This is a genomic window from Arthrobacter oryzae, from assembly GCF_037911235.1.
Taxonomy (GTDB): domain Bacteria; phylum Actinomycetota; class Actinomycetes; order Actinomycetales; family Micrococcaceae; genus Arthrobacter; species Arthrobacter oryzae_E.
Map to the genome: position 1 here is coordinate 1 of NZ_JBBLYW010000003.1, position 23,561 is coordinate 23,561.

Sequence of the window (23,561 nt, forward strand, 5' to 3'; positions counted from 1 at the left end):
ACCGCTCCAGGCGCGAACGGACACTTGAGCACCCTTCAGCAAGGGCCGCAAGTGTCCGCTCGCGCTTCCCGGAGGCGGGCTTAGGGGGGCGGGCTTAGGGAGGCGCTTAATGCCTAGGCGAAGGGTTCCAGCTCCACGCCTGCCGCTTCCAGCGCCTTGCGGATGGCGGTTGCCGTTTCCACCGAGCCCGGGGTGTCGCCATGGACGCACAGCGAATGGGGCTGCAGCCTGACCACGGTGCCGTCCACGGCCTCCACTTCACCGTGGATTGCCAGCCGGACCGCGCGTTCGGCGATCTCCCGGGGATCCTCGAGCAGCGCCCCGTCAGCAGTGCGCGGCAGGAGCCTCCCGTCCGGCAGATAGGCGCGGTCCGCGAAGGCTTCATGGAACACCGGGTGGCCTGCTTCCGCGGCGATGGACAGGAGCGCGGACCCCTGCAGGCCCAGTATGGGCAGGCCGGGATCGTAGGCCTGGATGGCGGCGACCACGGCGGAAGCCTGCTCGGCGTCCAGCATGGTGCGCTCGTACAGGGCGCCGTGCACCTTGACGAAATCCACGGACGCCCCGACGGCGTGCGCCACGCCGTCGAGGGCACCGAGCTGGTAGAGCACGGCCCCGAAAAGGTCGTCGAAGGTCATGTCGATGGACCGGAGGCCGAAGCCGGGCAGGTCCGGGTACCCCACATGCGCACCCACCCGGACGTCCAGCTCGAAGGCTGCCCGGCAGGTGTCCAGCATGGTCACGGGGTCGCCGGCGTGCAGGCCGCAGGCCACGCTGGCGCTGGTGATGAGCGGGAACATGGCGGCATCGTCCCCCATGGTCCAGGAGCCGAAGGACTCCCCCAGGTCAGCGTTCAGATCCAATGAATCCGCCTTTCACGGTTGAGTCTCCACCGGAGGTACCCGCACCTGGGCCGCCCGCGGAATCAATGGCGGCCGGGGCCCCGGCGCTGCCGGACGTCCCGCGGCCGGAATCTCCGCTGCCGGAGGGAGTCAGTTCGCCGGGAATCGTGTCCGGCATGGGGCCGAACGCCTCCTTGGCGCTGGCGACGACGGCGCGTCCCATCACGCGGTTGCCCACGCCGCCCACCACGGCACCGACGCCGAACGGCAGTGCGCGGCCCAAAAGCGCCGTCCCCTGCCGCTGCAGCAGGTTGCGGAGGAATGCCCGCTGGATCCGGTCCCGCACCGAGCCGAAGCCAGGGAAAGAGGTCTTGCGGGCGAAGGCGGAGCCCCAGGCGTCCGTGGGGCCCTTGCTTCGGCCCGCGGCCTGGCCGCTGAGGCTCCCGAGGAGGGCGGTCCCTTCCTCGCCCAGCATGATGGCCATGACCAGGGTGCCGGCCTTTTCCGGATCCACCATGCGGATGCCGTGCAGCTCAGCCAGGGAGGTTGCGTACAGCGCAGTGGCTTCGAGGAAACCGACAGTGGCCGCGGCGGAGAGGCCCAGGGCGGCAACAGTGCCAACTCCCGGGATGACGGCGGAGCCGCCCACGAGTGCACCGCCGCCTGTCACGGCCAGCAGGTAGTCGCGTTCCAGCTTGTCCGCCAGCTGCGCTGCCGTGGCGCGCGGGTGCCTGCGCTGGAGCCGCCGGAGGTTGGCGAGCACCAGGGGGCGCTGGATTTCGACGGCCCGCAGCAGCATGCCGTGCAATCCGGGCTTTGGTTTGCCTTGGGAGTCGAACACCGCCTTGTGCGCGGTTTTTTGTGCAAGTCTCATTGCCGGGTTCTTCCGCATGGCCATCGTCACCTTTCCTGGAACGGGAACAAGCCGCCGGCGCAACTGTAGTTACTCCGGGCGGAGCAGCACACGGCTGCCCCTCATCCTTAACACTAAGCCACCTTGCTACATCACCCAGGATTCGGCCACCGCAATATACGCGGACGACGACGGTCCGCGCGGCCCGGGATACACCGTGGCCGAGCCCGGCCATTCCACGCCGAATTCGGCAAGCCGTCCGGTGCTGCATGGAAGGTAGACGTTCGTCAGGGCGGCACTGTTCCCGCCGAGCTGGAAGTCGGGCGCCGAAAACTGGCGGCGGTCCAGGACTCCGCTGATTTCCAGCTCCGCCTTGCGCCCCGCGGCGCGGAAACCGCGCTCCATGTCGAGTTCGACGTCGAACTCGTCCTGGGTGTGGACGATTTCCGCCAGCGGGAAACGGGCTGCCTCCGGAAAGTAGCAGGCCAGTTCTTTGGCCAGGGTTTCAGCGAAATAGCCGTTGGGGCCGTAGCTGCGCCACCCCTGCCGGGTGGCCACCAGCAGGGCGCTTCCGGTTCCCCACCTGGACCAGTCGGCCATCCAGAAGGAGGCGAAGCAACTGGCGGGCTCGCCGGGGATGTGGACGCCGTCGCGGTCCACCGGGTGCAGCGCCAGTCCCGGATTGCTCCCGATGAATGCCATGCTTCGGCGCGAAGCGCCGGCCGGACTGTTCCCCATGTGCTGAGCCTAGTACGGATGTCGGGCGGGTCAGGCTGCAGCGGCCGCCTCTGCGGCGCGGCCGGTGAGGCGGGCCTAAACTATCCATATGCCCACCCCCAAAGCCTTCAGGCCCTTTGCGCACCGCGAATACCGGGTCCTGATCGCAGCCCTGGCCATCTCGATTTTCGGCTCCGGGATGTGGGCTGTTGCCATGGTCTACCAGGTGATCCACCTGGGCGGCGGCCCGCTTCAGCTGTCCCTCGTTGCCGCCGCGGGCAGCGTGGGACTGGTGGCGTTCGTCCTGGCTGGCGGCATAGCAGCGGACCGGGTGCCCCAGCGGCTTTTGATCATCGCAGTGGAGGGCACCAACCTCGCCGTGATCGCCGCCATCAGCGGACTAGCCCTGGCGGGGTGGCTGCAACTGTGGCACCTGGCCGTGGGCGCTTTTGTCCTGGGCGTGGGGGCTGCCTTCTTTTTCCCGGCCTATTCGGCGATCCTGCCCAGGATCCTGCCGCCTGAGGACCTGCTGGCGGCCAACGGCATGGAGGGGACCATGCGGCCCATCCTGCAGCAGGCGGCCGGGCCCGCCGTCGCCGGCATCCTGGTGGCGGCATTGTCCCCCTCGCACGCCGTTACGGGCGTGGCGGCGTGCCACCTCCTCGCGTTCATCGTCCTCAACTTCCTCGGGCAGCACGCCCTTGAAGCCCCCGGTGGCGGCGGAACGGGTCCCGGCGGCGGAAACGGTCCCGGCGGCGGAAACGGCGCCGACGGCGGGCCCGGCGTCGAACGGGCCCGGACGTCCTTCTTCCACGATCTCCGCGAGGGTGTCAGCTACTCGGTCCGGACGCCGTGGCTTTTGTGGACGCTGGTCTGGGCCTGCATCTCGGTACTGTTCCTGATCGGACCTATCGAGGTGCTGCTGCCGTTCGTTGTCCGCGACCAGCTGGGCGGCGATTCGCGCATGTTCGGTTTCCTGCTTGCCGTGATGGGCGCGGGCGGGGCTGCCGCTTCCTTGGCCACGGCGTCCTTTGCCCTGCCGCGCCGCTACCTCACGGTGATGATGGTTTCGTGGGGTGCCGGCAGCCTTCCCCTCGCGGCAGTCGGCATCATGGACAGCTTCTGGATGCTTGCCGCGGCACTGTTCATTTTCGGTGCCACCGGCGGCGCCGGCATGGTCATCTGGGGGACGCTCCTGCAACGCCGCGTCCCTCCACACCTGCTGGGCCGCGTGTCCAGCCTGGACTTCTTCGTGTCGCTGGCCCTGATGCCCGTCTCAATGGCACTGGCGGGGCCCGTGGCGGAAGTGGTGCCCACGTGGGTGATCTTCCTGGTGGCCGGCGGCGTGTGCCCGGTGATGGCCGTGGTGGCCATGGTAGTGGCCCGGATGCCGGCCGACGAGCTGGCGCATCCGCTGGACCGCAGCGCCCAGGACCGGGAGCCCGCGGACAGCCCATAGGCTGCTATGCCTTGGTGGCTGCGGGCAGGCGGCCGGGAGCTTCCGTCAGCGGAGCAGCAGTCTGTGCAGCCGCCGCCAAGGCCTTCCGGAGCGCCAGGAAGAGCAGCACCAGGCCGGCGGTGAGCAGCATGCGCCCGGTGCCGGCGATCCCGGCCAGGGCTTTTGAACCGGCGTCGGCACCCGAAACCACGAGAGTTCCCTTAACCAGCATCATTCCGCCGGTCACCGCCACGCCGGCGTTCCAGATCCAGAAGAACCAGGCTGAGAGCCTTGGCGCCGCCGCGGAGATGGCAAAGACCTTCTCCAGCATCAGCACCACCAGCAAAACGATGAAGCCCAGCACCAGCCAGTGCGTGTGCACCAGGCCCAGCTGGGACTCGCCGGTGAAGTTGTTGACCTTGGTGAATTCCCGGTAGTAGAGGCCGGAGAGGACTCCGGCGATGGCGTAGGCAAACGAGGCATGGAAGAGTTTTTTCACTCCTCCAGTCTTTCGCCGGAGCACGACGGCGGGATCAACCTTTCGGTTGATCCCGCCGGTCTGTTCGGACTACTGCCCGTTGGGACTACCGCCCGCTTAGCTGCTGGCGCGCACGATCGGGATGGACGCCGTCGGAAGTCCGCTCGGGAAGATGGTGGGCTCCGGCACGCCGACCGGGGCAAGCGCCACCCGGGTAACGTCCTTGCCGACAGTCAGCTGCTCGCCGCGGACGTTGACCGCCAGGGTTTCGCCCTCCCGGATGCTGAGGCCGATGGATCCCTGGTCCAGCTCCACCAGGAGCAGGCGTCCCTGAACCTTCAGGTGGAAAGTCAGGCCCTCCCATTCGACGGGCAGCCGGGGGTCGAAGAACGGAACGTCGCCCTGGTCGCGGAGCCCCGCGAAGCCGCTGACCAGCGAACTCCACACACCGCCCGTGGAGGCGATGTGTACGCCGTCGATGGTGTTGCCGTGGGTGTCGTCGAGGTCGATGTACAGCGCGTGGGTGAAGTGGTCCAGCGCGGCTTTCCCGTAGCCCACCTCGGCGGCCATGATTCCCTGGACGCAGGCGGACAGGGTCGAGTCGCCGGTGGTGATTGGATCGTAGAAGTCGAACGCGCGCCGCTTTTCGTCGGCCGTGAAGTCCTGCCACTGCAGGAACATTGCCAGCACGGTGTCCGCCTGCTTGAGGACCTGGTGGCGGTAGATCACCAGCGGGTGGAAGTTCAACAACAGCGGGTACTTGGACCGGGGAGTGCTCCAGTCCCACGGCTCCAGGGTCATGAAGTCGTTGTCCTGCGAATACACCTCGAGGTCTTCGTCGTAGGGCAGCTGCATCCGGATGGCTGCCTGCTCCCAGAGTTCGCGTTCGGCGTCGTCGATTTCCGGGTGGTCCAGGGCCGCCGCGGTGCGCAGGTTGAACCGCGCCATGACATTTGTGTAGAGGTTGTCGTTCACCACGGCCGTGTACTCGTCCGGGCCGGTGACGCCGTGGATGTGGAAGAGTCCGTCCTTGCCGAAGAAGCCGAGGGAGACCCACATCCGGGCGGTTTCGATCAGCAACTCCGCGCCCATGCCGTGCTTGAAGTCCTCGTCGCCGCTGGCCCACATGTACCTGTTGGTGGCGAAGGCGACGGCGGCGGCGATGTGGAACTGCGCGGTGCCGGCGGCGTAGTAAGCGCTGGCCTCGAGCCCGTTGATGGTGCGCCAGGGGAACAGTGCGCCGTCCACGCTCAGTTCCTTGGCGCGGACCTTGGCGTCCGGCAGCATCTCGTGCCGGAACTCCAGCACCTGGCGCGCGTTGTCCGGATTGGTGTACGTCAGGTACGGCAGCAGGTACACCTCCTGGTCCCAGAAGTAGTGCCCGTCGTAACCGGAGCCGCTGACGCCCTTGGCCGGGATGCCGGCAACGTCCGCACGGGCGGTGGCCTGGGCCAGCTGGAAGAGGTTCCAGCGGATGGCCTGCTGCAGTTCGGGCTGGCCGCCCACCACAATGTCCGTGGTGGCCCAGTATTCCCGGAAGTGCGCCTCGCTTTCGGCAAAGATCGCACTGACGGGCTGGAGGGCGTTCTCTGCTGCTTCGGAGGGGTCCTGCGCGGAACCGCCGTCCACGGCCCCCTCCCGGAAGGCCCGCGCCACGGCGTAGCTGGCACTCTTCTCGAGGCGGAAGGGCTGGTCCGCACCCACGGCGAGGACGTACCGGACGCTGCTGTCGTCCTGGTCCACCAGGGTCTCGAACGGCTGCACCTCGGCCGAGGTCCAGTGGTCCACGGCCAGGCCCACGCGCTGCCGGGACTCGGCGGCTTCCCAGGACAGGCGCAGCGAGCCGTCCCCGCCGTCGAGGCGTACAGGCAGGAGGACGCGGCCGGCGTGCCGTCCGGCGCGGCGCGGATCGTGGGTGGAGTGGTCCTCCACGGGCTGGTCCTGGCGGTTGACCACGGAGGAGGTCACGTCCGCGTACACGTCCCGGTCCGCGGCCACTTCGAGGCTGATGCCCAGGGTGCCGCGGGACTGGTACCCCACCGCCCGGCGCTCGGTGGTGGTCACGGTGGCACCGGAACGGCACTGCCAGACGATCCGGCATTCGTAGATGCCGGTAGCGAAGTCAACCGAGCGGCGGTAGTCCAGCACCGTTGATTCGCTCAGGGTCAGCGTTTCGCCGTCGATGATTACCGTGAAGTTGTTGACGTCCGGGATGTAGAGGATCCGCTGGCCCGTGCGGGCGAAGCCGAAGGCATTCTCCGCGTGCTTGATGTCCCAGGTTTCGTGGAAGCCGTTGATGAAGCTGCCGGGCAGGTCGGCGTCCGCGGAGGCCCAGTGGGCGCCGCGGATGCCGAGATGGCCGTTGCCCAGGCTGAAGAGGGTTTCCAGGGTTCCGGCGTTTCCGGGAAGGTGGACGGTCTCCACGAGCTGCCAGGAGTCGTTCGGGAAACGAGCACGGTCAGAGGTGATGAGTGCCATGGCTGTTGGGGTTCCTTTTGGCGTTGGTGCAGGTTGGGGGTGCGTTTGGCGGGTTTAGAGGAGCTCGTTCAGGTCCTCGACCACGAGGGTGGCGCCGGCGTCCAGCAGTGTCTGCCGGCCGGCTCCCCGGTCCACTCCGATCACCGAATGGAAGGTGCCTGCGTTCCCGGCCTGGACACCGGATACGGCGTCTTCAACCACTACGCATTCCTCGCTGGGGAGGTCCAGCAGCTGCGCTGCGTAGTCGTAGGTGGCAGGGCTGGGCTTGCCGGGCAGCCCGGCAGCGGCGGCGACGACGCCGTCCACCACCACCGGGAAGTGGTGCGCCAGTCCTGCCGCCTGCAGCACAGCCGGCGCGTTCCGGGAGGAAGAGACGACGGCGACCTTGAGTCCCAGCGCCTGCGCGGCTTCCAGGAAGCGCACCGAGCCTTCGTAGGGGGCCACACCGCCGGCTTCGACGATGTCGTTGAAGACCTTGTTCTTGCGGTTGCCGAGGCCGTGGACCGTGTTGTTGGCGGGGTCGTCGTCCGCGGGACCCTCGGGCAGCACGATGCTGCGCGAGGCGAGGAAGTCCCGGACGCCGTCGAACCGGGGCTTGCCGTCGATATGGTCGAAGTAGTCGCTTTCGCGGTAGCCGTCCGCTTCCGGCACGTCCTGCAGGTAGCCGTCGAAGAGCTCCTGCCACGCGCGCTCGTGGACGATCGCCGTGGGCGTGAGGACGCCGTCGAGGTCGAAGAGGATGGCCGAAGCGCCGGTCCAGCCGCGGGTGCTGCCGGTGGTGCTGCTGCCCGTGGTGCTGTGGGAAAGTTCAGGCATGGGGTACTCGGTGTCCTTTCAGACGACGGCAGGGGGACGTGCGTGGATACTGCAGGTATTTGGTGAGGGCCGGAAGTACGCGGCCAGTGGCCGGTTCGGTGGCGGGGGCGTCAGTGCCCGGGATTAGCGTTTCCGCTCAGCGTTTTCGTCGCGTGCTCTTGCGTTCAATCAGCTTGGTATCCAGCAGGTGGCTGGCGGGGGCACTCAACGGCCCCGGACGTTGGAGTCCTTCGATGAGAAGGTTGGCCGCAAAGGCTCCCTGGTCGGCTACCGGCTGTGCCATGGTGCTCAGGCCCAGGAACCAACTCATCTGATGATCGTCTATTCCTATGATGGACACGTTTTTCGGTGCTGACAAACCGAGCTCCCGCAGGGCCATGAGCGCGCCGAAGGCAGTTTCGTCGCAGCCGGCGAAGATTGCGGAGGGCATCCTGCGGTTTTCGATGAGTTCGGTCATGGCCCGGCGGCCGCCTTCGATGCTCGAACCGGCGTCCATCACCAGGTCCGGATCAACGGTTAAGTGCTGCTCCGCAAGCGCCCGCCGGAATCCGTTGAGGCGGTCCGTGGCTGTGACCACCGAGCCCTCCCCCGGTTCGCGGCCGGAAAGGATGGCCAGGTCCCAGTGCCCCAGGCACAGCAGGTGGCTGGTTGCCTGAAAGGCCGCGTCCTCGTTGTCGATTCCCACGTTGTCCCAGGGGACGTTGTGCATGCCCACGCTGGCAACGGCCAGCCCGGAGGAGGCCAGGGCCTCGATTTCGCCGCCTGTGAGCGCGATGTTGAGCAGCAGGACTCCGTCCACGCGCTGCGCCAGCGCGTCCAGGTCGCTGAAGACCCTGCTTTGCACGCTGGGAGTGTTGCGGAGGCTGATGAGCACGGTATCGAAGCCGCTGTCTGCAAAGACTTCCTCGGCCGCTTCCACGGCCTGGGCGAAGAACCATGCCGTGGCAGTGGGCGCGATGATGGCGACCGACCCCGTAGTTCCGCCGGCAAGGCGCGATGCCGCGGAGGATGCCTTGTAGCCGAGCTTGGTGGCGGCGTCCGCCACCTTCAGGTGGGCCGTCCCGGAAACGTTGGGCAGACCGCGCAGTGCACGGGAAACGGTGCAAATGGACAGCCCCGACAATGCGGCTACATCCTGGATGGTCACGCGCGGTGCTCTAGCCATGCGACACGGGCTCAGCCCTTTCTTCCTCTGAAGTCCTTAGCCCGGTACATGGCCGAAGAAGAGTGTAAGCGCTTACAAATTTAGCGCGCAACTGGTTTTACCCCGCAGGTGCGGATTCTTGTAGATTTCCCGGGCGAGGGAGCGTGGTAGTCGGCGCCTCAGCGCAGGACGTAGTGGCGCAGGAAGGCACTCACGTCCACCATCTCCGCTTTGGAAATCGTGTGGCCCATTCCGGGATAGGTCCGCGCCGTCAGCTGCGTATTCCGGTTCAGCCAGTCCGCGGTGTGCTCCACCGCGGCGTCATTAATCACCAGGTCCGCCTTGTCCCGGCCCCAGAAGAACGGGGGCTTGCTGTCGAACGATTCGCTCATGGCCAGCAGCTCGTTATCCAGGACGAACCCGGACAGCCCCACCACAGCCCGGAAGTCGTGCGGCCGTAGCCGCAGCAGCGTGCTGGCCATGGCCATGCCCTGCGAGAAGCCCAGCAGGCTCACGCTGGTGTGCTGCGCTTTGACCGAATTGATCCAGTCGAACACCGAATTGCTGACGGAAACCACGTCGGCGAAGTCATGGGTCAGGAAATAGTCCAGCAGGAACCAGCCGTAGTCGTCCCCGATCACTTTGGGGGCGCGCAGGGCGGCGCAAGTGAACTGGGGCGGCAACTGGTCGAAGAGGTCCGACATCCGCACCTCGTCCGTGCCGTAGCCATGCATCATCACCAGCAGCGGCGTTCCGGCGCGCTGGTTCTCCGGCCTGGACCATACGACTGTCTCCATCGCAACAGCCTAACTTTCCCGAGGCAGGACCCCTTGGCGGGACTCAGCCTGCCGTGATCACCAGCGAGGCGCTGTGGCCGCCGAACCCGAAGGCGTTGGAAATGCCGGCCGTCGCCCCGAGTCCCCGGGTGGTCTCCGACACGATGTTGAGGTGGATGTCCGGATCCGGGTTGTCCAGGTTGAGCGTGCCGGGAATGGCACCCGTGCGCAGCGCCTGGATGGTGACAATGGCGCCCAGGGCTCCAGCCCCGCCCAGCAGGTGCCCGGTGAGGCTTTTCGTGGACGTTACCGGGACGGAATGTCCGACGACGGCGCCGATGGCTTCCGCTTCGAGCCGGTCACCCACCGGGGTGGAGGTGGCGTGGGCGTGGACGAAGCCGATGTCGTCGCCGGTGAGGCCGGCGGCGGCTATGGCTTTCTGCAGGACGCGGCGCTGCATGGCGGGATCGGCCGCCACGATGTCCACGGCGTCGGAGGTGACGGCACTGCCGGCGATAACCCCGAGCACGTTGGCCCCGCGGGCGCGGGCATGGTCCTCGCGTTCCAGCACAACAATCCCGGCGCCTTCACCCATAACAAAGCCGTCGCGGTCCCGGTCGAAGGGCCGGGAGGCGGCCAGCGGGTGGTCGTTGCGCGTGGACAGCGCCCTGATCTGCGCGAACCCGCTGATCGTGAGGCCGTTGATGCAGGAATCCACACCGCCGGCGATCACCACGTCTGCTGCGCCGCTGCGGATCATGTCGGCGGCCTGCGAGATCGCTTCGGCCCCGGAGGCGCAGGCGCTGACGGGAGTCCGCGCCCCGCCGCGGGCACCGACGTCGATGGAGACCCACGCGGAGGGGCCGTTAACCATGATCCGGGTGAGCGTGTGCGGGGAGACCCGCCGTGGCCCCTTCCCGTCCAGCGTGCGTGTCTGCTCGAGAGTGGTGTCCAGGCCTCCGTAGCCGGAGCCGATGACGACGGCGAGCCGCTCCGGGTCAACGCCGGGCCGGCCCGCATGCGCCCAGGCCTCGCGGGCGGCGATGAGAGCCAGGTGGCCGCAGCGGTCCATCCTTTTGTATTCCAACGTGGACAGCAGCGACGGGACATCAGCGGTGACCCGTCCCGCGATACGCACCGGGAGCCCGGCGGCCCATTCCTCGTCGAGGGACACAATCCCGGAACGTCCGGCCAGGAGTGCATCCCATGTTTCGCCGGCGGTTGAGCCGACGGGAGTCACTGCTCCCAGGCCGGTGACTACTACCGCGGGGACTAGTTCAGACATGGGTAACACTGCTCCTGGAATCTGTTGTCGCCGGATCTGCTGGCAACGAATCTGCTGGCAACGGATCTGCTGACGCCGCGGCGGGGCCGGCCTCCGGTTGGCCGGAGGATGCGTGCGCAATCCACAGTACGCGGGAGACGCGTCGGGCTGCCCGTGTTACTTGGCTGCCGGTAGTGCCTCAGACCAGGCATTCCGCGCAGAATAACGACTAGGACACAGCCCCGGCGCGCGCTGTCCCGTTCATTGAAACGGCAGGGGGTGGCCTGTAGCCTGTCGCTAGACAGCATGCTGATCAAGTTTTGCCCGCAAGTCCCCCGGACAGCTAGGAGCAAGTCATGAGAATCGGTTCCTCCATTTTCCTTATCGCCCTCGGTGCCATCCTGGCCTGGGCCATCACCCCCGGCCTGATCCCGTACGTGGACCAGACCCTGATCGGGTACATCCTGATGGCCGTCGGCGTCATCGGACTGATCGCTTCGCTGGTGCTGGCCTCGCCGGGGCGCACGCGCCGGGTGAGTGAGACCCGGTCCGTGGTGGACCCGAACACGGGCGAGCGGATTGTCCGCAACGAGAGCCGGGACGGCGGCATCTAGCCATGATCCTCCGGCCGCCGTTGTCCACGGGAAGTCGCCCACGGACAAGGTGCGCCGCAATCGAACACACCGGAAGCCGGGCCAGACCATCACGGTCCGGCCCGGCTTCCGCCGTCCCACCCTGAGTTTTTGTCCACTTATCGCGACTTCGGAGGCCTCCAACTCCCTCGATGTGGACAAAAACCCTCAACGCCCGATCTGTGTTCGTGTTGTTTTCATTGACAAACCCACACGAACAAAGATAAAGTCAAGCAATTCAACATCGTGTGATGGCAGTCACTGCAAGCCATCACTGAAGGACCCGCAGTAAATTACGCAATGGAGGGTAAGTGTTCGCCGAGGAGCGCCAACAGTTGATCGCGGGCCTGGTCGCCGAAAGCGGCCGGGCCAGCGTCACTGCGCTTGCCGAGCGCTTCAACATCACCACCGAAACCGTCCGCCGCGACCTGGCCGCGCTCGAATCGGCCGGCACCGTGCGCCGGGTCCATGGCGGCGCCGTCGCCCCGGACCGCGTCAGCACCACAGAGGAAAGCATCCTGGAGCGGACCATCCAGCGGCAGCCGGAGAAACTGCGCATCGCCGAGGCCGCGCTGGCTTTCATCCCGCAGAACCCTGCCGGCAGCATCCTGGTGGACGCCGGCTCCACCACCGAGGCCCTGGCCGACCTGATCGCCCTGCGCCTGGCCGACCCCTCCGCTTCCCCGTCCTCCGATTCGGAGAACGAACTGGTGGTCATCACCCACGCGATCCCCATCGCCGCCAAACTCGCCGGCGAGCCAGGCATCGCCCTCCACCTCCTGGGCGGCAGGGTCCGCGGCCTCACCCAGGCGGCGGTGGGGCAGTCCACCGTGGAAGCGGCCCACAAGATTCGTCCGGACATCGCCTTCATTGGCGCCAACGGAATCCACTCGGCCTTCGGACTGAGCACGCCCGATCCTGAAGAAGCTGCCGTCAAGGCCGCCTTCGTCCAATCGGCACGCCGCATTGTGGTGCTGGCCGATTCGTCCAAGCTGGATGCGGAAACGCTGGTCCAGTTCGCCTCGTTGAAAGATCTGGACACCTTGATTACAGACAGTGACCCCAGCCCGGAACTCGCAGCGGCGCTTGCTGACGCCGGCGTGGACGTGGTGATCGCATGATTGTCACCCTCACCGCGAACCCGAGCCTCGACCGCACAGTAGCCCTCCCCTCCCCCCTTCTGCGCGGCGAAGTGCAGCGCGCCGTCTCCGTCAGCCAGGAATCCGGCGGGAAAGGCGTCAACGTTTCCCGCGCCCTGGTGGCCTCCGGACTGGAAACAGTGGCCGTCCTCCCCGGCGGCGACTCCGATCCCGTGCTCGCGGGGCTTCGTGACGGCGGCGTTCCCTATGCCGCCCTCCCGATCCACGAACCGCTGCGCACCAACGTGGCGCTGACGGAGCCGGACGGCGTCACCACCAAGATCAACGAACCCGGCCCGGTCCTGAGCGACGGCCAGCAGGAAGCCCTGATCGGGCTGCTGCTGGAGCGTTCCCGCGGTGCCAGCTGGGTTGTCCTGGCAGGCTCGCTCCCACCCGGAGTTCCGGCCGATTTCTACGCCACCGTCACCCGGCGGCTTCGCTCTATGAACGACGGCGCGGCCCCGCGCATCGCCGTCGACTCGTCCGGCGCTCCCCTCGCCGCCGCCGTCTCTGGCGACGCGGCAGGCATGCCGGACCTCCTCAAACCCAACGCCGAAGAACTGGCTGAACTGGCTGCCGCAGCCGGTTTCGCCACGGCGTCCACCGCTGACGAACTTGAGGCGGATCCGGAGGCTGCCGCGGCAGCCGCCGCCGCCGTCGTGCGTTCCGGTGTAGGTGCCGTGCTGGCAACGCTCGGTTCCAAAGGTGCGGTACTTGTGACGTCCGACGGCGCGTGGCTGGCCACGCATCCGCCGGTCAAAGCCGTGAGCACGGTCGGTGCGGGAGATTCCTCCCTCGCCGGCTACCTGCTCGCTTCCAGCCAGGGCGCCGCCCCGGCCGATTGCCTCCGTCAGGCCGTGGCTCATGGTGCCGCTGCCGCTTCCCTGCCGGGCTCCACAGTTCCGGCGGTCCACCAAACCACCCCTGATGCCGTAACCATCACGGCCCTCCGGAAGGACTGACAGTGACTCAGCTCATTACTACTGAACTGGTCGAGCTAGACCAGAACCTGGGCAATTCGCCCGAGGACGTGATCCGCCATCTGGCCGGCAGGGTTGCCGCCACCGGCCGCGCCACCGAAGCCGAAGGCCTCTTCACGGACGCCTTTGCCCGTGAGTCGAAGACCGCCACCGGCGTCCCCGGCGGAATTGCCATTCCGCACTGCCGTTCCACTGCGGTGACGGTCCCCACCCTGGCCATGGCCCGGCTGTCGCAGTCCGTTGACTTCGGCGCCAAGGACGGCCCGGCGGACCTGATCTTCTTCATCGCAGCCCCCGAAGGCGCGGACCAGGAGCACCTGAAGCTCCTGTCCAAGCTGGCCCGCTCGCTGATCAAAAAGGACTTCACGGCGGCGCTGCGGGCAGCAAACACCCAGGCCGACATCGTCGAACTGGTTGAGGGCGCCCTGGCCGACAAGCCGGCCGCCGCAGCTGCACCCGCAGCGGCAGGAGCAACTGCAGCCGCGGCTACTGCACCATCCGCAGGCGCCGCCACCGGTGCCGCTGCCGGTGCCGCCGGCAGGGGCCCAAAGCGCCTCGTCGCTGTGACAGCCTGCCCCACGGGCATCGCCCACACCTACATGGCCGCAGACTCGCTGGTTGCAGCCGCCAAGGAAGTCGGAGTGGACCTCCAGGTGGAAACCCAGGGCTCCTCCGGCGCCAAGCCGCTGGACCCCGCAGTGATCGCCGCTGCCGACGCCGTGATCTTCGCGGTGGACGTGGACGTCCGCGGCAAGGAGCGCTTCGCCGGCAAGCCGGTCATCAACGCACCCGTCAAGCGCGGCATCGACGAGCCGGACAAGATGGTCCAGGAAGCACTCGCCGCCGCCGACAACCCCAATGCCCGCCGCGTCCCGCACTTCGGCGCCGAGGAGCAGGCCGAGGCCGAAGCCACCGAAAAGGGCGAGCACATCGGCCAGAAACTCAAGAAGGCGCTCCTCACGGGCGTCAGCTACATGATCCCGTTCGTAGCCGGCGGCGGGCTGCTAATCGCGCTGGGCTTCCTCATGGGCGGCTACCTCATCACCCAGTTCGCGGACACCATCGTGGTGGACAACAGCATCTTCAACCTGCCCACCGAGTACCCTGAGAACGCCTGGGGCCCGCTCGGCGCCTACCTCGGTGCCGTACTCTTCAAGATCGGTGCGCTGTCCCTCGGCTTCCTGGTCCCGGCACTGGCCGGTTACATCGCGTACGGCATCGCCGACCGCCCGGGTATCGCACCGGGCTTCGTGGCCGGCGCCGTGGCAGGGTTCATGGGTGCAGGCTTCCTCGGCGGCATCGTCGGCGGCCTTCTGGCCGGTTACATCGCCCATTCCATCGGCAAGATCCAGGTGGCCCGCTGGCTGCGCGGCCTGATGCCCGTGGTGATCATCCCGCTGGTCGCATCGCTCGTCGCCTCCGGCCTGATGTTCCTGATCCTGGGCGCCCCGATCGTCGCCATCACCGTTGGCCTGAACAACTGGCTCTCCGGCCTCACCGGCGCCAGCGCCATCGCCCTGGGCGTCATTCTGGGCCTGATGATGTGCTTCGACCTCGGCGGCCCGGTCAACAAGGTTGCCTACTCGTTCGCCGTCGCCGGCCTTGGCGCCGCAACGCTGGACAATCAGGCACCGTGGCAGATCATGGCAGCCGTAATGGCCGCAGGCATGGTGCCGCCGCTGGCCATGGCCCTCGCCTCGACCGTCCTCGACAAGAAGCGCTTCAGCCTGGCTGAGCGCGAGAACGGCAAGGCGGCGTGGCTCCTGGGCGCATCCTTCATCTCCGAAGGCGCCATCCCGTTCGCCGCAGCCGATCCGCTCCGCGTCATCCCCGCCAGCATGCTGGGCGGTGCCGTCACCGGCGCACTTTCCATGGCCACCGCGGTGGGCTCGAAGGCACCGCACGGCGGTTTCTTCGTCTTCTTTGCCATCGACAACTTCCTGATGTTCGTTGTCTCAATCCTTGCCGGCACCGTCGTCACCGCCCTGGCAGTGATCGCCCTCAAGCGCTGGGCCGTCCGCAAGTCCGTTGATACCGTTGAGCCGGTTCCAGTAACTGTCTGACCCGGTCCGGTAGCCTTACCAACCACCTGTCTCGACCTGATATCCAAGGAGCACACATGTTCGAACGCACCGCCACCATCGCCAGCCGCGTGGGCCTCCACGCCCGCCCCGCCGCCATCTTTGCCGAAGCAGCCGGCGAGTACCCGCACGAGATCACCATCGCCCGCCAGGGCGAACCGGCCGACGAAGCCATGGACGCCGCCAGCATCCTGTCCCTCATGAGCCTGGGCGCCTCGCACGGCGACGTTGTGGTCCTCCGCGCCGAGGGCGACGGCGCCGACACCGCCCTGGACCACCTGGTCCAGATCCTGGAAACCGATCACGACGCCGAATAGCGGCACGGCGGGCTGATACAGTCCGCCCGCGGCGGCCAGGCAGCCCCGCAGTGAACAAGCAGCAGCACGGCAGTCAGCGGCCGGCCAGCTGCGCCCCGGCAAGTCCCGCATGGCGGGCATGGGGCGCGCGGGCCGGCCGCTGCTTTTAAAGGTGTCAAACACCGTCACTAAGCAACCTTAGTAAGTTCTTGTTTTTGCCGTAGGGCCCGGTTAGCGTGGACAGCGTAGCGACACGCCGTTCAACAACCCGTCTCCGGGTCATGCTCCCGCCGGGGTGAAAGAGGAGGACACAGTGACGACTTTGCACGAAACCATCGAAGTGGATGTTCCCGTGTCCACCGCGTACAACCAATGGACCCAGTTCGAATCATTCCCGGAATTCATGAGGGGTGTGGAGTCCGTCGAACAGATCGATGAGACCTCCCTGCACTTCCGGACGGACATCGCCGGAGTCAGGCGCGAATACAACGCCCAGATCACCGAACAGCTGCCGGACCGGCGCATTGCCTGGGTGAGCACGGACAAGCCGCGCAACTCCGGTGAGGTCACCTTCGAACCCCTCGGACCAGAGCGCACCCGGGTGACCGTGGAGCTGGAATGGGAGCCCGAGGGGCTGGTGGAGAAGGCCGGTTCCGCGGTGGGAGCGGACAGCCACCAGATCAGCTCCGACCTCAAGCGGTTCAAACAGTTCATCGAATCCCGGGGCATTGAAACGGGCGCCTGGCGTTCCGCCGTGGACCACGGCGAGGTGGAGGAGACCGAGGAAGAAGCAGGCTTCGCAGCCAACGCCCCGGCCCATCCCCACGCCGCCGCCACTCCCCACGGCCAGACCCCTCCCCACGCGCCGGTTCCCTCTCCGCAGCGTCCGGCGGGCGTGGACCCTTTCATTGACGACGCAGAACCATCGGATCCGGTCAGCCATGCCTGAGAAGAAGAACCCCAGCCTCAAGGATCCGGAACTGTACGAGGAACTGCGCGAGGACGGCGCTTCGAAGCAGAAGGCTGCCCGTATTTCCAACGCCGCTGCCAAAAGGGGCCGCTCCGCAGTGGGGCGCAAAGGCGGAAAATCGGGCGACTACGAAGATTGGACAGTGGCCCAGCTCAAGGCCAAAGCCAAAGAAATAGGGCTGAAGGGTTACTCCGCCAAGAAGAAAAGTGAGCTCATCTCAGCTCTCAGAAACTCCTGACCGGCAGCAATGGGCGACTGTAACTCAGGCCCCTTTTCGCCGGCTCTTCGCCGGTTCCTTGGCTGCCGGTTCGTCCGAAGCGGCTTCCTTCGCCGTGCCCCTTGTTCCCGTTTTGGCGGGCGTTTTGGCTGTAGTTTTGGCTGGGGTCTTGGACGCCGCGGCCTTGGTACCCGTCCCCTTCGAAGCAGCCGTCCCCTTCGAAGCAGCGGACCGGGCCGGCGCGGCCTTGGCCGCCTTGGCGGGCGCCTTGTCGCCGTCGGCAGCTTCAGCGTCGTCGGACGCTGCGGCGCCGCCGCCGCCCCGCTTCTTTTCCAGGCTTCGCTTCAGGGCCTCCATCAGGTCGATGACTTCGCCGGTTCCAGCTTCGGCGGCCTCGGCGCCGAACGTCTGCTCCGTGTCCAGGGATTCCCCCTGCTCGATCTTCGCGTCGATGAGTTTGCGGAGCTGCACCTGGTAGTCGTCGGTGAACTGGCCGGGCTCAAAATCCCCGGCCATGGAGTCAACAAGGGCGGCGGACATTTCGCGTTCCTGGGCGGAGATCCGGACGGTGGTCTCCAAGGCGGGGAAAGCCGCTTCCCTGACCTCGTCCGCCCACAGCAGCGACTGCAGCACCAGGACGTCGTCTTTGATCCGCAAAGCGCCGAGCCGGGTCTTCTCACGGAGGGCGAACTGGACCACGGCCACACGGTCCGTGTCCTCGAGTGCCCGGCGGAGGAGGACGTACGCCTTCGGGGACTTCGAATCCGGTTCCAGATAGTAGCTCTTCTCGAACATCATGGGATCGAGCTGCTCGGACGGAACAAACTGAACCACTTCGATCTCGTGGCTGCTCTCCGCCGGGATGGACTTGAGCTCGTCACGGGTGAGGATCACCGTGCGGCCGTCCTCCTCATAGGCCTTGTCTATGTCCGAATAGTCAACGATCTCGCCGCACACCTCGCAGCGGCGCTGGTAGCGGATGCGTCCGCCGTCGGCGTTGTGGACCTGATGGAGCCCGATGTCGTGGTCCTCCGTGGCGCTGTAGACCTTGACCGGCACGTTGACCAGCCCAAATGCGATAGCGCCTTTCCAGATGGCTCTCATGGATCAAGTGAACATCACAGTTGCCCGGAGGTGAAGACCTTTGGCCGGCAGTAGGGAACGTGTCCGGGTCCAGGGCCGCGAACTGGTGGTCACCAACCTGGACAAGGTGATGTATCCGGAGACGGGCACCACCAAAGCGGACGTCCTGGCGTACTACGCCGCCGTCGCCCCTGTCTTGATCCCCGCTGCGGCAAACCGGCCGGCCACCCGCAAGCGCTGGGTCAACGGCGTGGGCACGGCCGAGGCTCCAGGCCAGATGTTCTTCCAGAAGAACCTGGACGAATCCACCCCGGGCTGGATTCCGCGCGCCTCCATCAGGCATAAAGAGCGCACCAACCAGTACCCCCTGGTCAATGACGCCGCCACGTTGACCTGGCTGGCCCAGATGGGTTCGCTGGAAATACACGTCCCGCAGTGGCGCGTGGACCCGCACGGGAATCCCATGAACCCGGACCGGCTGGTACTGGACCTGGATCCCGGCGAGGGCGCCGGCCTGGCGGAGTGCGTCGAAGTGGCCCGGCTTGCCCGCGCCATCCTGCAGGACGTTGGTCTGGACCCCGTTCCCGTGACCAGCGGCAGCAAGGGCATCCATCTTTATGCCGGACTCGACGGCACGCAGAGCTCGGACCAGATCTCCGAGTTCGCCCATGAACTGGCCCGCGCCCTGGAGGCGGACCACGCGGACCTTGCCGTCAGCGACATGAAAAAGACGCTCCGCACGGGCAAAGTTCTGGTGGACTGGAGCCAGAACAACGCGGCGAAGACCACGATTGTCCCGTATTCCCTGCGCGGCCGGCTCCGGCCCACGGTGGCCGCGCCGCGGACCTGGCGCGAACTGGCCTCCCCCAAGCTGCTGCAGCTGGACTACCGGGAGGTCATGCGGCGGGTAAAGGACGGCAAGGATCCGTTTGCAGCGGTCTCCGCAGGCGGCGGCCACCTGCAGGGCCATACCGACGGCGATGGTTCCGGCGGCGGATCCGCCGGCAGCGGGGCAGGACGTGGAAAGTCCGACGGCGGCAGCGGAGACCCGCGGTTGGAAAAGTACCGCTCCATGCGGGATCCGGAAGGGACGCCCGAACCGTTCAGCGCGGACCGGCACCGGGCGGACCCTGCTGCGGGCACCATCAGGGAGCGCTTTGTCATCCAGGAACACCATGCCAGCCGGCTGCATTACGACTTCCGGCTGGAACGGGACGGCGTACTCGTGTCCTGGGCCCTTCCGAAGGGCGTACCCACTGCCGGAGCCCAGAACCACCTTGCCGTCCAGACGGAGGACCACCCCATGGACTACCTCGATTTCGCGGGCACCATCCCCAAAGGCCAATACGGCGCCGGAACCGTCAGCATCTGGGATCACGGGTACTACGAATGCGACAAATGGATCGCGGGCAAGGAAGTCATTGCCACCCTCACTGGGGCTGACGGCGGCGGCCTCGGCGGAACGAAGAAATTCGCCCTGATCAGGACCAGCCGGGACAGCGACGCACCCCGCGGGGCCGAACAAGCACAGTGGCTCATCCACCTGATGGACCGTAAGCCGCACGCGGCTCCCCCAGCACCTCGCGCCCCGTCACGGGCACAGAAACAGGACGACGCGGCTGATGTCCGGCCTTCAGCGCTGGATTACTCGCCTGGTTTAGTACATGATTTCTCGCCAATGCTGGCCGGGGCCGGGACCGCCGCCGACCTCCGCGGCCTGGACTGGCAGTTCGAACTGAAGTGGGACGGCGTGCGTGCGCTCATCGTTGCCGACGCCGCCAGGATCCGGCTCATCAGCCGGAACGGCAACGACGTGTCAGCAAGCTACCCGGAACTGACGGACCGCGCCTGCTGGCCGGAACAAAGCTTCATCGCGGACGGCGAGATCGTCGCCATCGGGCCTTCCGGGCGGCCCGATTTCGGGCTGCTGCAGACACGGATGAAACTGACCAAAGCGGCCGACGTCACCAAGGCCCAGGCCGCCACGCCCGTGCAACTGATGGTGTTCGACCTGCTGTCCGTCGCAGGCGAGGACATCCGCAGGATGCCGCTCCGGAAGCGGCGGGCGCGCCTGGAGCAGTTGGAGTGGCCGGACGGCCGCCCCGTGCACCTGTCCGAGGTCCTGGACCACGAGGTGGAACACCTCCTGGAAAGCGCCAGGGAACTGGGGCTGGAAGGCATTATGGCCAAACGCGTTGACGGCCGCTACGTCAGCGGCGAGCGCAGCAAGTCATGGCTGAAGCTGAAATTCGAGCGCACCCAGGAAGTGGTGGTGGGCGGCTGGCGCCCCGGCAAGGGGTCCAGGCAAAACTCCGTGGGGTCGCTGCTGGTGGGCATCCCCGACGGCGCCACGCTGCGGTATGTGGGACGCGTGGGCAGCGGCTTCAGCGACCGGGAACTGAAGGAGCTGCGGCTGCAGTTGAACACCCTGGCGAGGAAAACCTCCCCGTTCACGGACGTACCTGCCGCCGATTCCTCCGACGCGCACTGGGTAACCCCTGGACTGGTGGGCGAGGTGACGTTCGGGGAATGGACCGGCGGCGGAAAGCTCCGGCACCCGGTATGGCGCGGCTGGCGCCTGGACAAAAACGCCGACGACGTCGTGGCGGAGTCCGGCTGACGCCAGCGCGCCCGCGTGCCGGAGCCTGTCCGAGCCTGCCCGGTCCCGGGGACCCCTAGTCGTGGTGCGGAAGTTGCGGCCGGCTGGTCCGGTGGATGGCTCCCACTGCTGTCTCATGCTCGCGGCCGTGCAGCGTACCGCGTTCCTTCGGGTGCTTGCGTTTTCCGCTTCCGTCGGGCCATTTGGGGCCGTTATCAGCCGCCGGGGGCGCGGCGGGCTCCGTCTCCGGGGCCGGCGCCTCGTCCATGGACTCCGCCAGGTGACTGGCGAGTTCCGGCTCAAGGTGTCCGCCGGGATTTTTCTCAGTCATGACGCTCTTCCTTCCGCGTTGAAATGAAGTGTCCACCAATAGTAGGTCTGCAGTCAGGGCTTGTCTGCAGGGCCTACCAACGGACTTTCTTCTCGGCAGGGCCCTGCTTGCCGCTTGCATGGGTGGGTTTGTGGCCGTGTGAAACGCTCTGCGACCCGGTGCCGCCGCGGGACTTGCTGGCCAGCACTTCCCGCTGGGCATCCGTCAGCCGCGACTTGATGCCTTGGCCGGCTTTCGGCGTTTCTGCGTCCGGGGCTGGTTGCGGTTCAGCACTCTGGGCGTTGTCCTTCTCGGTCATGGAAGCACTCCTTTATGGTGCGGGATGTTGTGGTGCGGAATCGGAACATGCGGAGCGGGCGCACACGCTGAAACGGCCTATCCGGGGATCAGTGTTCCCATGGGTCAACCTTAGGCAGTGATCCGGCCGGTTGGAACCCCCGGCACCGCCTTCACGACCGCCAGGCCGGCGGGGGCTGAAAGGCACTTTTCGGCGCTTTGGGGCACATTTTGGGCCGGTCGGAGAAAAAGGTTTGGTAACGATGCGCCAAGGCGCCGGATTTCCAGTGCTGGCGCGGTGAAACAGCGCAAAAGAATTTTCACTTCAGGCCCTGGTAGGTGTCGAAAACCCGGATCATACGCCACCGAACTCGGAAACACCATGGGAATCGCGTAAAATTGAAAGCCTGCCCGGAGCGGGGCAGCTACAAGTCGCAAGCAAATGACCTCCACAGGAGAAGCCCAAATGCCCACAGACCGAAGCATGACCGACTCTTCAGCAGGCGTGGACAACGCCCGCGGAACCGACAATATAGTGCCAGGAATTATCCCCGAAGGTGCGGCGCCTAACAGCGCCAGGAAGCCGAGGCTGTTGCCTCGCCGCAGACTCAAAGTCTCCGACGTCAACGTCGTCAACAAGCCGATGCTCAAGAAAGCACTCGGCGGAACCATCGTGGGTAACACCATGGAGTGGTACGACGTCGGCGTGTTCGGCTACCTGATTACCACCATGGGTCCGGTATTCCTGCCGGAATCCGACCCGTCCACGCAGACGCTGTTCCTGCTGGGCACGTTTGCCGCCACCTTCATCGCCCGCCCGCTCGGCGGCGTGATCTTCGGCTGGTTCGGTGACAAGGTGGGCCGGCAGAAGGTCCTGGCAGCAACCCTGATGCTGATGGCTGCAAGTACGTTCGCCATCGGCCTCCTCCCGGGCTACGCGCAGATCGGACTGTGGGCGGCCGCCCTGCTGGTGCTGCTGAAGATCGTGCAGGGCTTCTCCACCGGCGGCGAGTACGCCGGAGCCACCACCTTCGTGAGCGAGTACGCCCCGGACAAGCGCCGCGGCTTCTTCGCCAGCTTCCTTGACCTGGGAAGCTACCTCGGCTTTGCCATGGGTGCCGCCCTCGTGTCAGCCCTCCAGCTGACCATGGGCCAGGCTGCCATGGAGGAGTGGGGCTGGCGTATTCCGTTCCTGCTCGCCGGCCCGCTGGGCCTCATCGCGGTGTACTTCCGCAGCAAGATTGAGGAATCCCCGCAGTTCCAGGCAACCCTGGACGCACAGGAAGAGCTCGGCAAGGAAGCAGCCAAGTCCTCGGATGTTGCCGCCAAGGGCCCCGTGGGTGTTGTGAAGGCCAACTGGCGCCCGATCATTGTTGCCATGATCCTTGTGGCCGCGGCCAACACCGCCGGGTACGCGCTCACGTCCTACATGCCGACCTACCTCACGGAGTCCAAGGGCTACGATCCGGTCCACGGCACACTGCTGACCATCCCCGTACTGGTCGTCATGAGCCTGTGCATTCCGCTGACCGGTAAGCTTTCCGACCGCATCGGACGCCGCCCTGTCCTGTGGATCGGTGCCGTCAGCACCATCGTGCTGGCAGCGCCGGCCTTCCTGCTGATCGGCGTCGGCGAAATCTGGTCGACCCTGGCCGGCCTTGCACTGATCGCTTTCCCGGTCACGTTCTACGTGGCGAACCTGGCTTCGGCCCTGCCTGCCCAGTTCCCCACGGCCAGCCGATACAGCGCCATGGGCATCGCGTACAACTTCTCCGTGGCGATTTTCGGCGGTACCACGCCGTTCATCGTGGCGGCGCTGATCACGGCCACCGGCAACGACATGATGCCGGCGTACTACCTGATGGCCACCTCGGCCATCGGTGCAGTGGCCATCTACTTCCTGAAGGAATCGGCCAACCGTCCACTGCCGGGTTCCATGCCCAGCGTGGACACCCAGGCTGAGGCCCATGAGCTCGTGGCCACCCAGGATGAGAACCCGCTGATCAACCTCGACGAAATGCCGTTTGAGGATGAGCTGCGGGAAACCGAAAAGGTTCCTGCGAGGGCCTGACCTTGTAGTCCAGCGCCCCGCCCGATGCGGCCTGCTTTGCATGATGTTGGTTTATGACAGCGTGCAAAGCAGGCCTCCCG

The 23,561-nt window shown here is 66.6% G+C and carries 22 protein-coding genes; 10 read left to right on the forward strand and 12 right to left on the reverse strand.

Translation table 11 applies throughout. From position 1 onward, the window contains the following. Positions 1-113: 113 nt before the first annotated feature. The 3 genes from WMN78_RS00425 to WMN78_RS00435 all read right to left on the reverse strand — a co-directional run bounded on the left by WMN78_RS00425 (position 114) and on the right by WMN78_RS00435 (position 2,433). Positions 114-863, reverse strand: a complete 750-nt coding sequence (locus WMN78_RS00425) for a 5-oxoprolinase subunit PxpA (RefSeq protein WP_340531390.1) — start codon at positions 861-863, stop codon at positions 114-116. Then, a complete protein-coding gene (locus tag WMN78_RS00430; protein ID WP_340531391.1) occupies positions 847-1,740 on the reverse strand; it encodes a hypothetical protein in 894 nt (297 codons plus the stop codon). Before WMN78_RS00430 ends, WMN78_RS00425 begins: the two co-directional genes overlap by 17 nt. Before the next feature lie 102 nt (positions 1,741-1,842). Continuing rightward, positions 1,843-2,433, reverse strand: coding sequence for a hypothetical protein (locus WMN78_RS00435; RefSeq protein ID WP_340531392.1), 591 nt, complete (start codon positions 2,431-2,433; stop codon positions 1,843-1,845). An 88-nt stretch (positions 2,434-2,521) separates the two neighbouring features. Here WMN78_RS00435 and WMN78_RS00440 point away from each other — a divergent pair, with 88 nt between their 5' ends. Further along, the gene (locus tag WMN78_RS00440) at positions 2,522-3,871 is read left to right on the forward strand and encodes an MFS transporter (RefSeq protein ID WP_340531393.1); all 1,350 of its coding nucleotides are present in this window, start codon (positions 2,522-2,524) and stop codon (positions 3,869-3,871) included. A 4-nt stretch (positions 3,872-3,875) separates the two neighbouring features. Here WMN78_RS00440 and WMN78_RS00445 read toward each other — a convergent pair whose 3' ends face one another. The 6 genes from WMN78_RS00445 to WMN78_RS00470 form a co-directional block, all read right to left on the reverse strand. Then, entirely contained in the window at positions 3,876-4,349 is a 474-nt protein-coding gene (locus WMN78_RS00445) for a DUF2871 domain-containing protein (protein WP_340531394.1), read from the reverse strand. Positions 4,350-4,445: 96 nt separating this feature from the next. Continuing rightward, positions 4,446-6,806 carry a glycoside hydrolase family 65 protein gene (locus WMN78_RS00450; protein WP_340531395.1) on the reverse strand — a complete coding sequence of 787 codons (2,361 nt, stop codon included), beginning with the start codon at positions 6,804-6,806 and terminating at the stop codon, positions 4,446-4,448. 54 nt (positions 6,807-6,860) lie between these two features. Next, positions 6,861-7,622 (reverse strand): HAD-IA family hydrolase, encoded by a 762-nt coding sequence (locus WMN78_RS00455; protein ID WP_340531396.1) that lies wholly within the window; start codon positions 7,620-7,622, stop codon positions 6,861-6,863. 136 nt (positions 7,623-7,758) lie between these two features. Then, a complete protein-coding gene (locus tag WMN78_RS00460) occupies positions 7,759-8,769 on the reverse strand; it encodes a LacI family DNA-binding transcriptional regulator (protein ID WP_340531397.1) in 1,011 nt (336 codons plus the stop codon). Positions 8,770-8,945: 176 nt separating this feature from the next. Further along, positions 8,946-9,563: a phospholipase gene (locus WMN78_RS00465; RefSeq protein WP_340531398.1), complete on the reverse strand. Its 618-nt coding sequence runs from the start codon at positions 9,561-9,563 to the stop codon at positions 8,946-8,948. A 43-nt stretch (positions 9,564-9,606) separates the two neighbouring features. Beyond that, entirely contained in the window at positions 9,607-10,827 is a 1,221-nt protein-coding gene (locus WMN78_RS00470) for a beta-ketoacyl-[acyl-carrier-protein] synthase family protein (protein ID WP_340531399.1), read from the reverse strand. 335 nt (positions 10,828-11,162) lie between these two features. On the opposite strand from WMN78_RS00470, the gene WMN78_RS00475 reads away from it, so the two are divergent. The 7 genes from WMN78_RS00475 (at position 11,163) to WMN78_RS00505 (ending at position 17,142) form a co-directional block, all read left to right on the forward strand. Then, positions 11,163-11,420, forward strand: coding sequence for a DUF6458 family protein (locus tag WMN78_RS00475; protein ID WP_305943231.1), 258 nt, complete (start codon positions 11,163-11,165; stop codon positions 11,418-11,420). Between the two features lie 329 nt (positions 11,421-11,749). Beyond that, positions 11,750-12,559 (forward strand): DeoR/GlpR family DNA-binding transcription regulator, encoded by an 810-nt coding sequence (locus WMN78_RS00480; RefSeq protein ID WP_340531401.1) that lies wholly within the window; start codon positions 11,750-11,752, stop codon positions 12,557-12,559. Then, positions 12,556-13,539 carry a hexose kinase gene (locus WMN78_RS00485; protein ID WP_340531402.1) on the forward strand — a complete coding sequence of 328 codons (984 nt, stop codon included), beginning with the start codon at positions 12,556-12,558 and terminating at the stop codon, positions 13,537-13,539. The genes WMN78_RS00480 and WMN78_RS00485 overlap by 4 nt, the downstream gene beginning before the upstream one ends. A gap of 2 nt (positions 13,540-13,541) precedes the next feature. Next, on the forward strand, positions 13,542-15,620 hold the full coding sequence (locus WMN78_RS00490) for a fructose-specific PTS transporter subunit EIIC (protein ID WP_340531403.1): 2,079 nt from the start codon (positions 13,542-13,544) through the stop codon (positions 15,618-15,620). A gap of 56 nt (positions 15,621-15,676) precedes the next feature. Continuing rightward, on the forward strand, positions 15,677-15,955 hold the full coding sequence (locus WMN78_RS00495) for an HPr family phosphocarrier protein (protein WP_028270626.1): 279 nt from the start codon (positions 15,677-15,679) through the stop codon (positions 15,953-15,955). Between the two features lie 292 nt (positions 15,956-16,247). Next, positions 16,248-16,883 (forward strand): SRPBCC family protein, encoded by a 636-nt coding sequence (locus WMN78_RS00500; RefSeq protein ID WP_340531405.1) that lies wholly within the window; start codon positions 16,248-16,250, stop codon positions 16,881-16,883. Then, positions 16,876-17,142 (forward strand): DUF7218 family protein, encoded by a 267-nt coding sequence (locus tag WMN78_RS00505; protein ID WP_340531406.1) that lies wholly within the window; start codon positions 16,876-16,878, stop codon positions 17,140-17,142. The genes WMN78_RS00500 and WMN78_RS00505 overlap by 8 nt, the downstream gene beginning before the upstream one ends. Before the next feature lie 24 nt (positions 17,143-17,166). Here the strand turns inward: WMN78_RS00505 and WMN78_RS00510 are convergent, their stop codons facing one another. Then, on the reverse strand, positions 17,167-18,225 hold the full coding sequence (locus WMN78_RS00510) for a Ku protein (RefSeq protein ID WP_340531407.1): 1,059 nt from the start codon (positions 18,223-18,225) through the stop codon (positions 17,167-17,169). 40 nt (positions 18,226-18,265) lie between these two features. On the opposite strand from WMN78_RS00510, the gene WMN78_RS00515 reads away from it, so the two are divergent. Then, a complete protein-coding gene (locus WMN78_RS00515; protein ID WP_340531408.1) occupies positions 18,266-20,824 on the forward strand; it encodes an ATP-dependent DNA ligase in 2,559 nt (852 codons plus the stop codon). Between the two features lie 55 nt (positions 20,825-20,879). Here WMN78_RS00515 and WMN78_RS00520 read toward each other — a convergent pair whose 3' ends face one another. Together WMN78_RS00520 and WMN78_RS00525 are read right to left on the reverse strand one after the other, a co-directional pair. After that, entirely contained in the window at positions 20,880-21,134 is a 255-nt protein-coding gene (locus tag WMN78_RS00520; RefSeq protein WP_340531409.1) for a hypothetical protein, read from the reverse strand. A gap of 73 nt (positions 21,135-21,207) precedes the next feature. Then, positions 21,208-21,432: a hypothetical protein gene (locus WMN78_RS00525; protein WP_340531410.1), complete on the reverse strand. Its 225-nt coding sequence runs from the start codon at positions 21,430-21,432 to the stop codon at positions 21,208-21,210. Positions 21,433-21,876: 444 nt separating this feature from the next. Between WMN78_RS00525 and WMN78_RS00530 the strand changes: the two genes are divergently transcribed. Then, positions 21,877-23,481: an MFS transporter gene (locus WMN78_RS00530; RefSeq protein ID WP_340531411.1), complete on the forward strand. Its 1,605-nt coding sequence runs from the start codon at positions 21,877-21,879 to the stop codon at positions 23,479-23,481. Positions 23,482-23,561 lie beyond the last annotated feature (80 nt).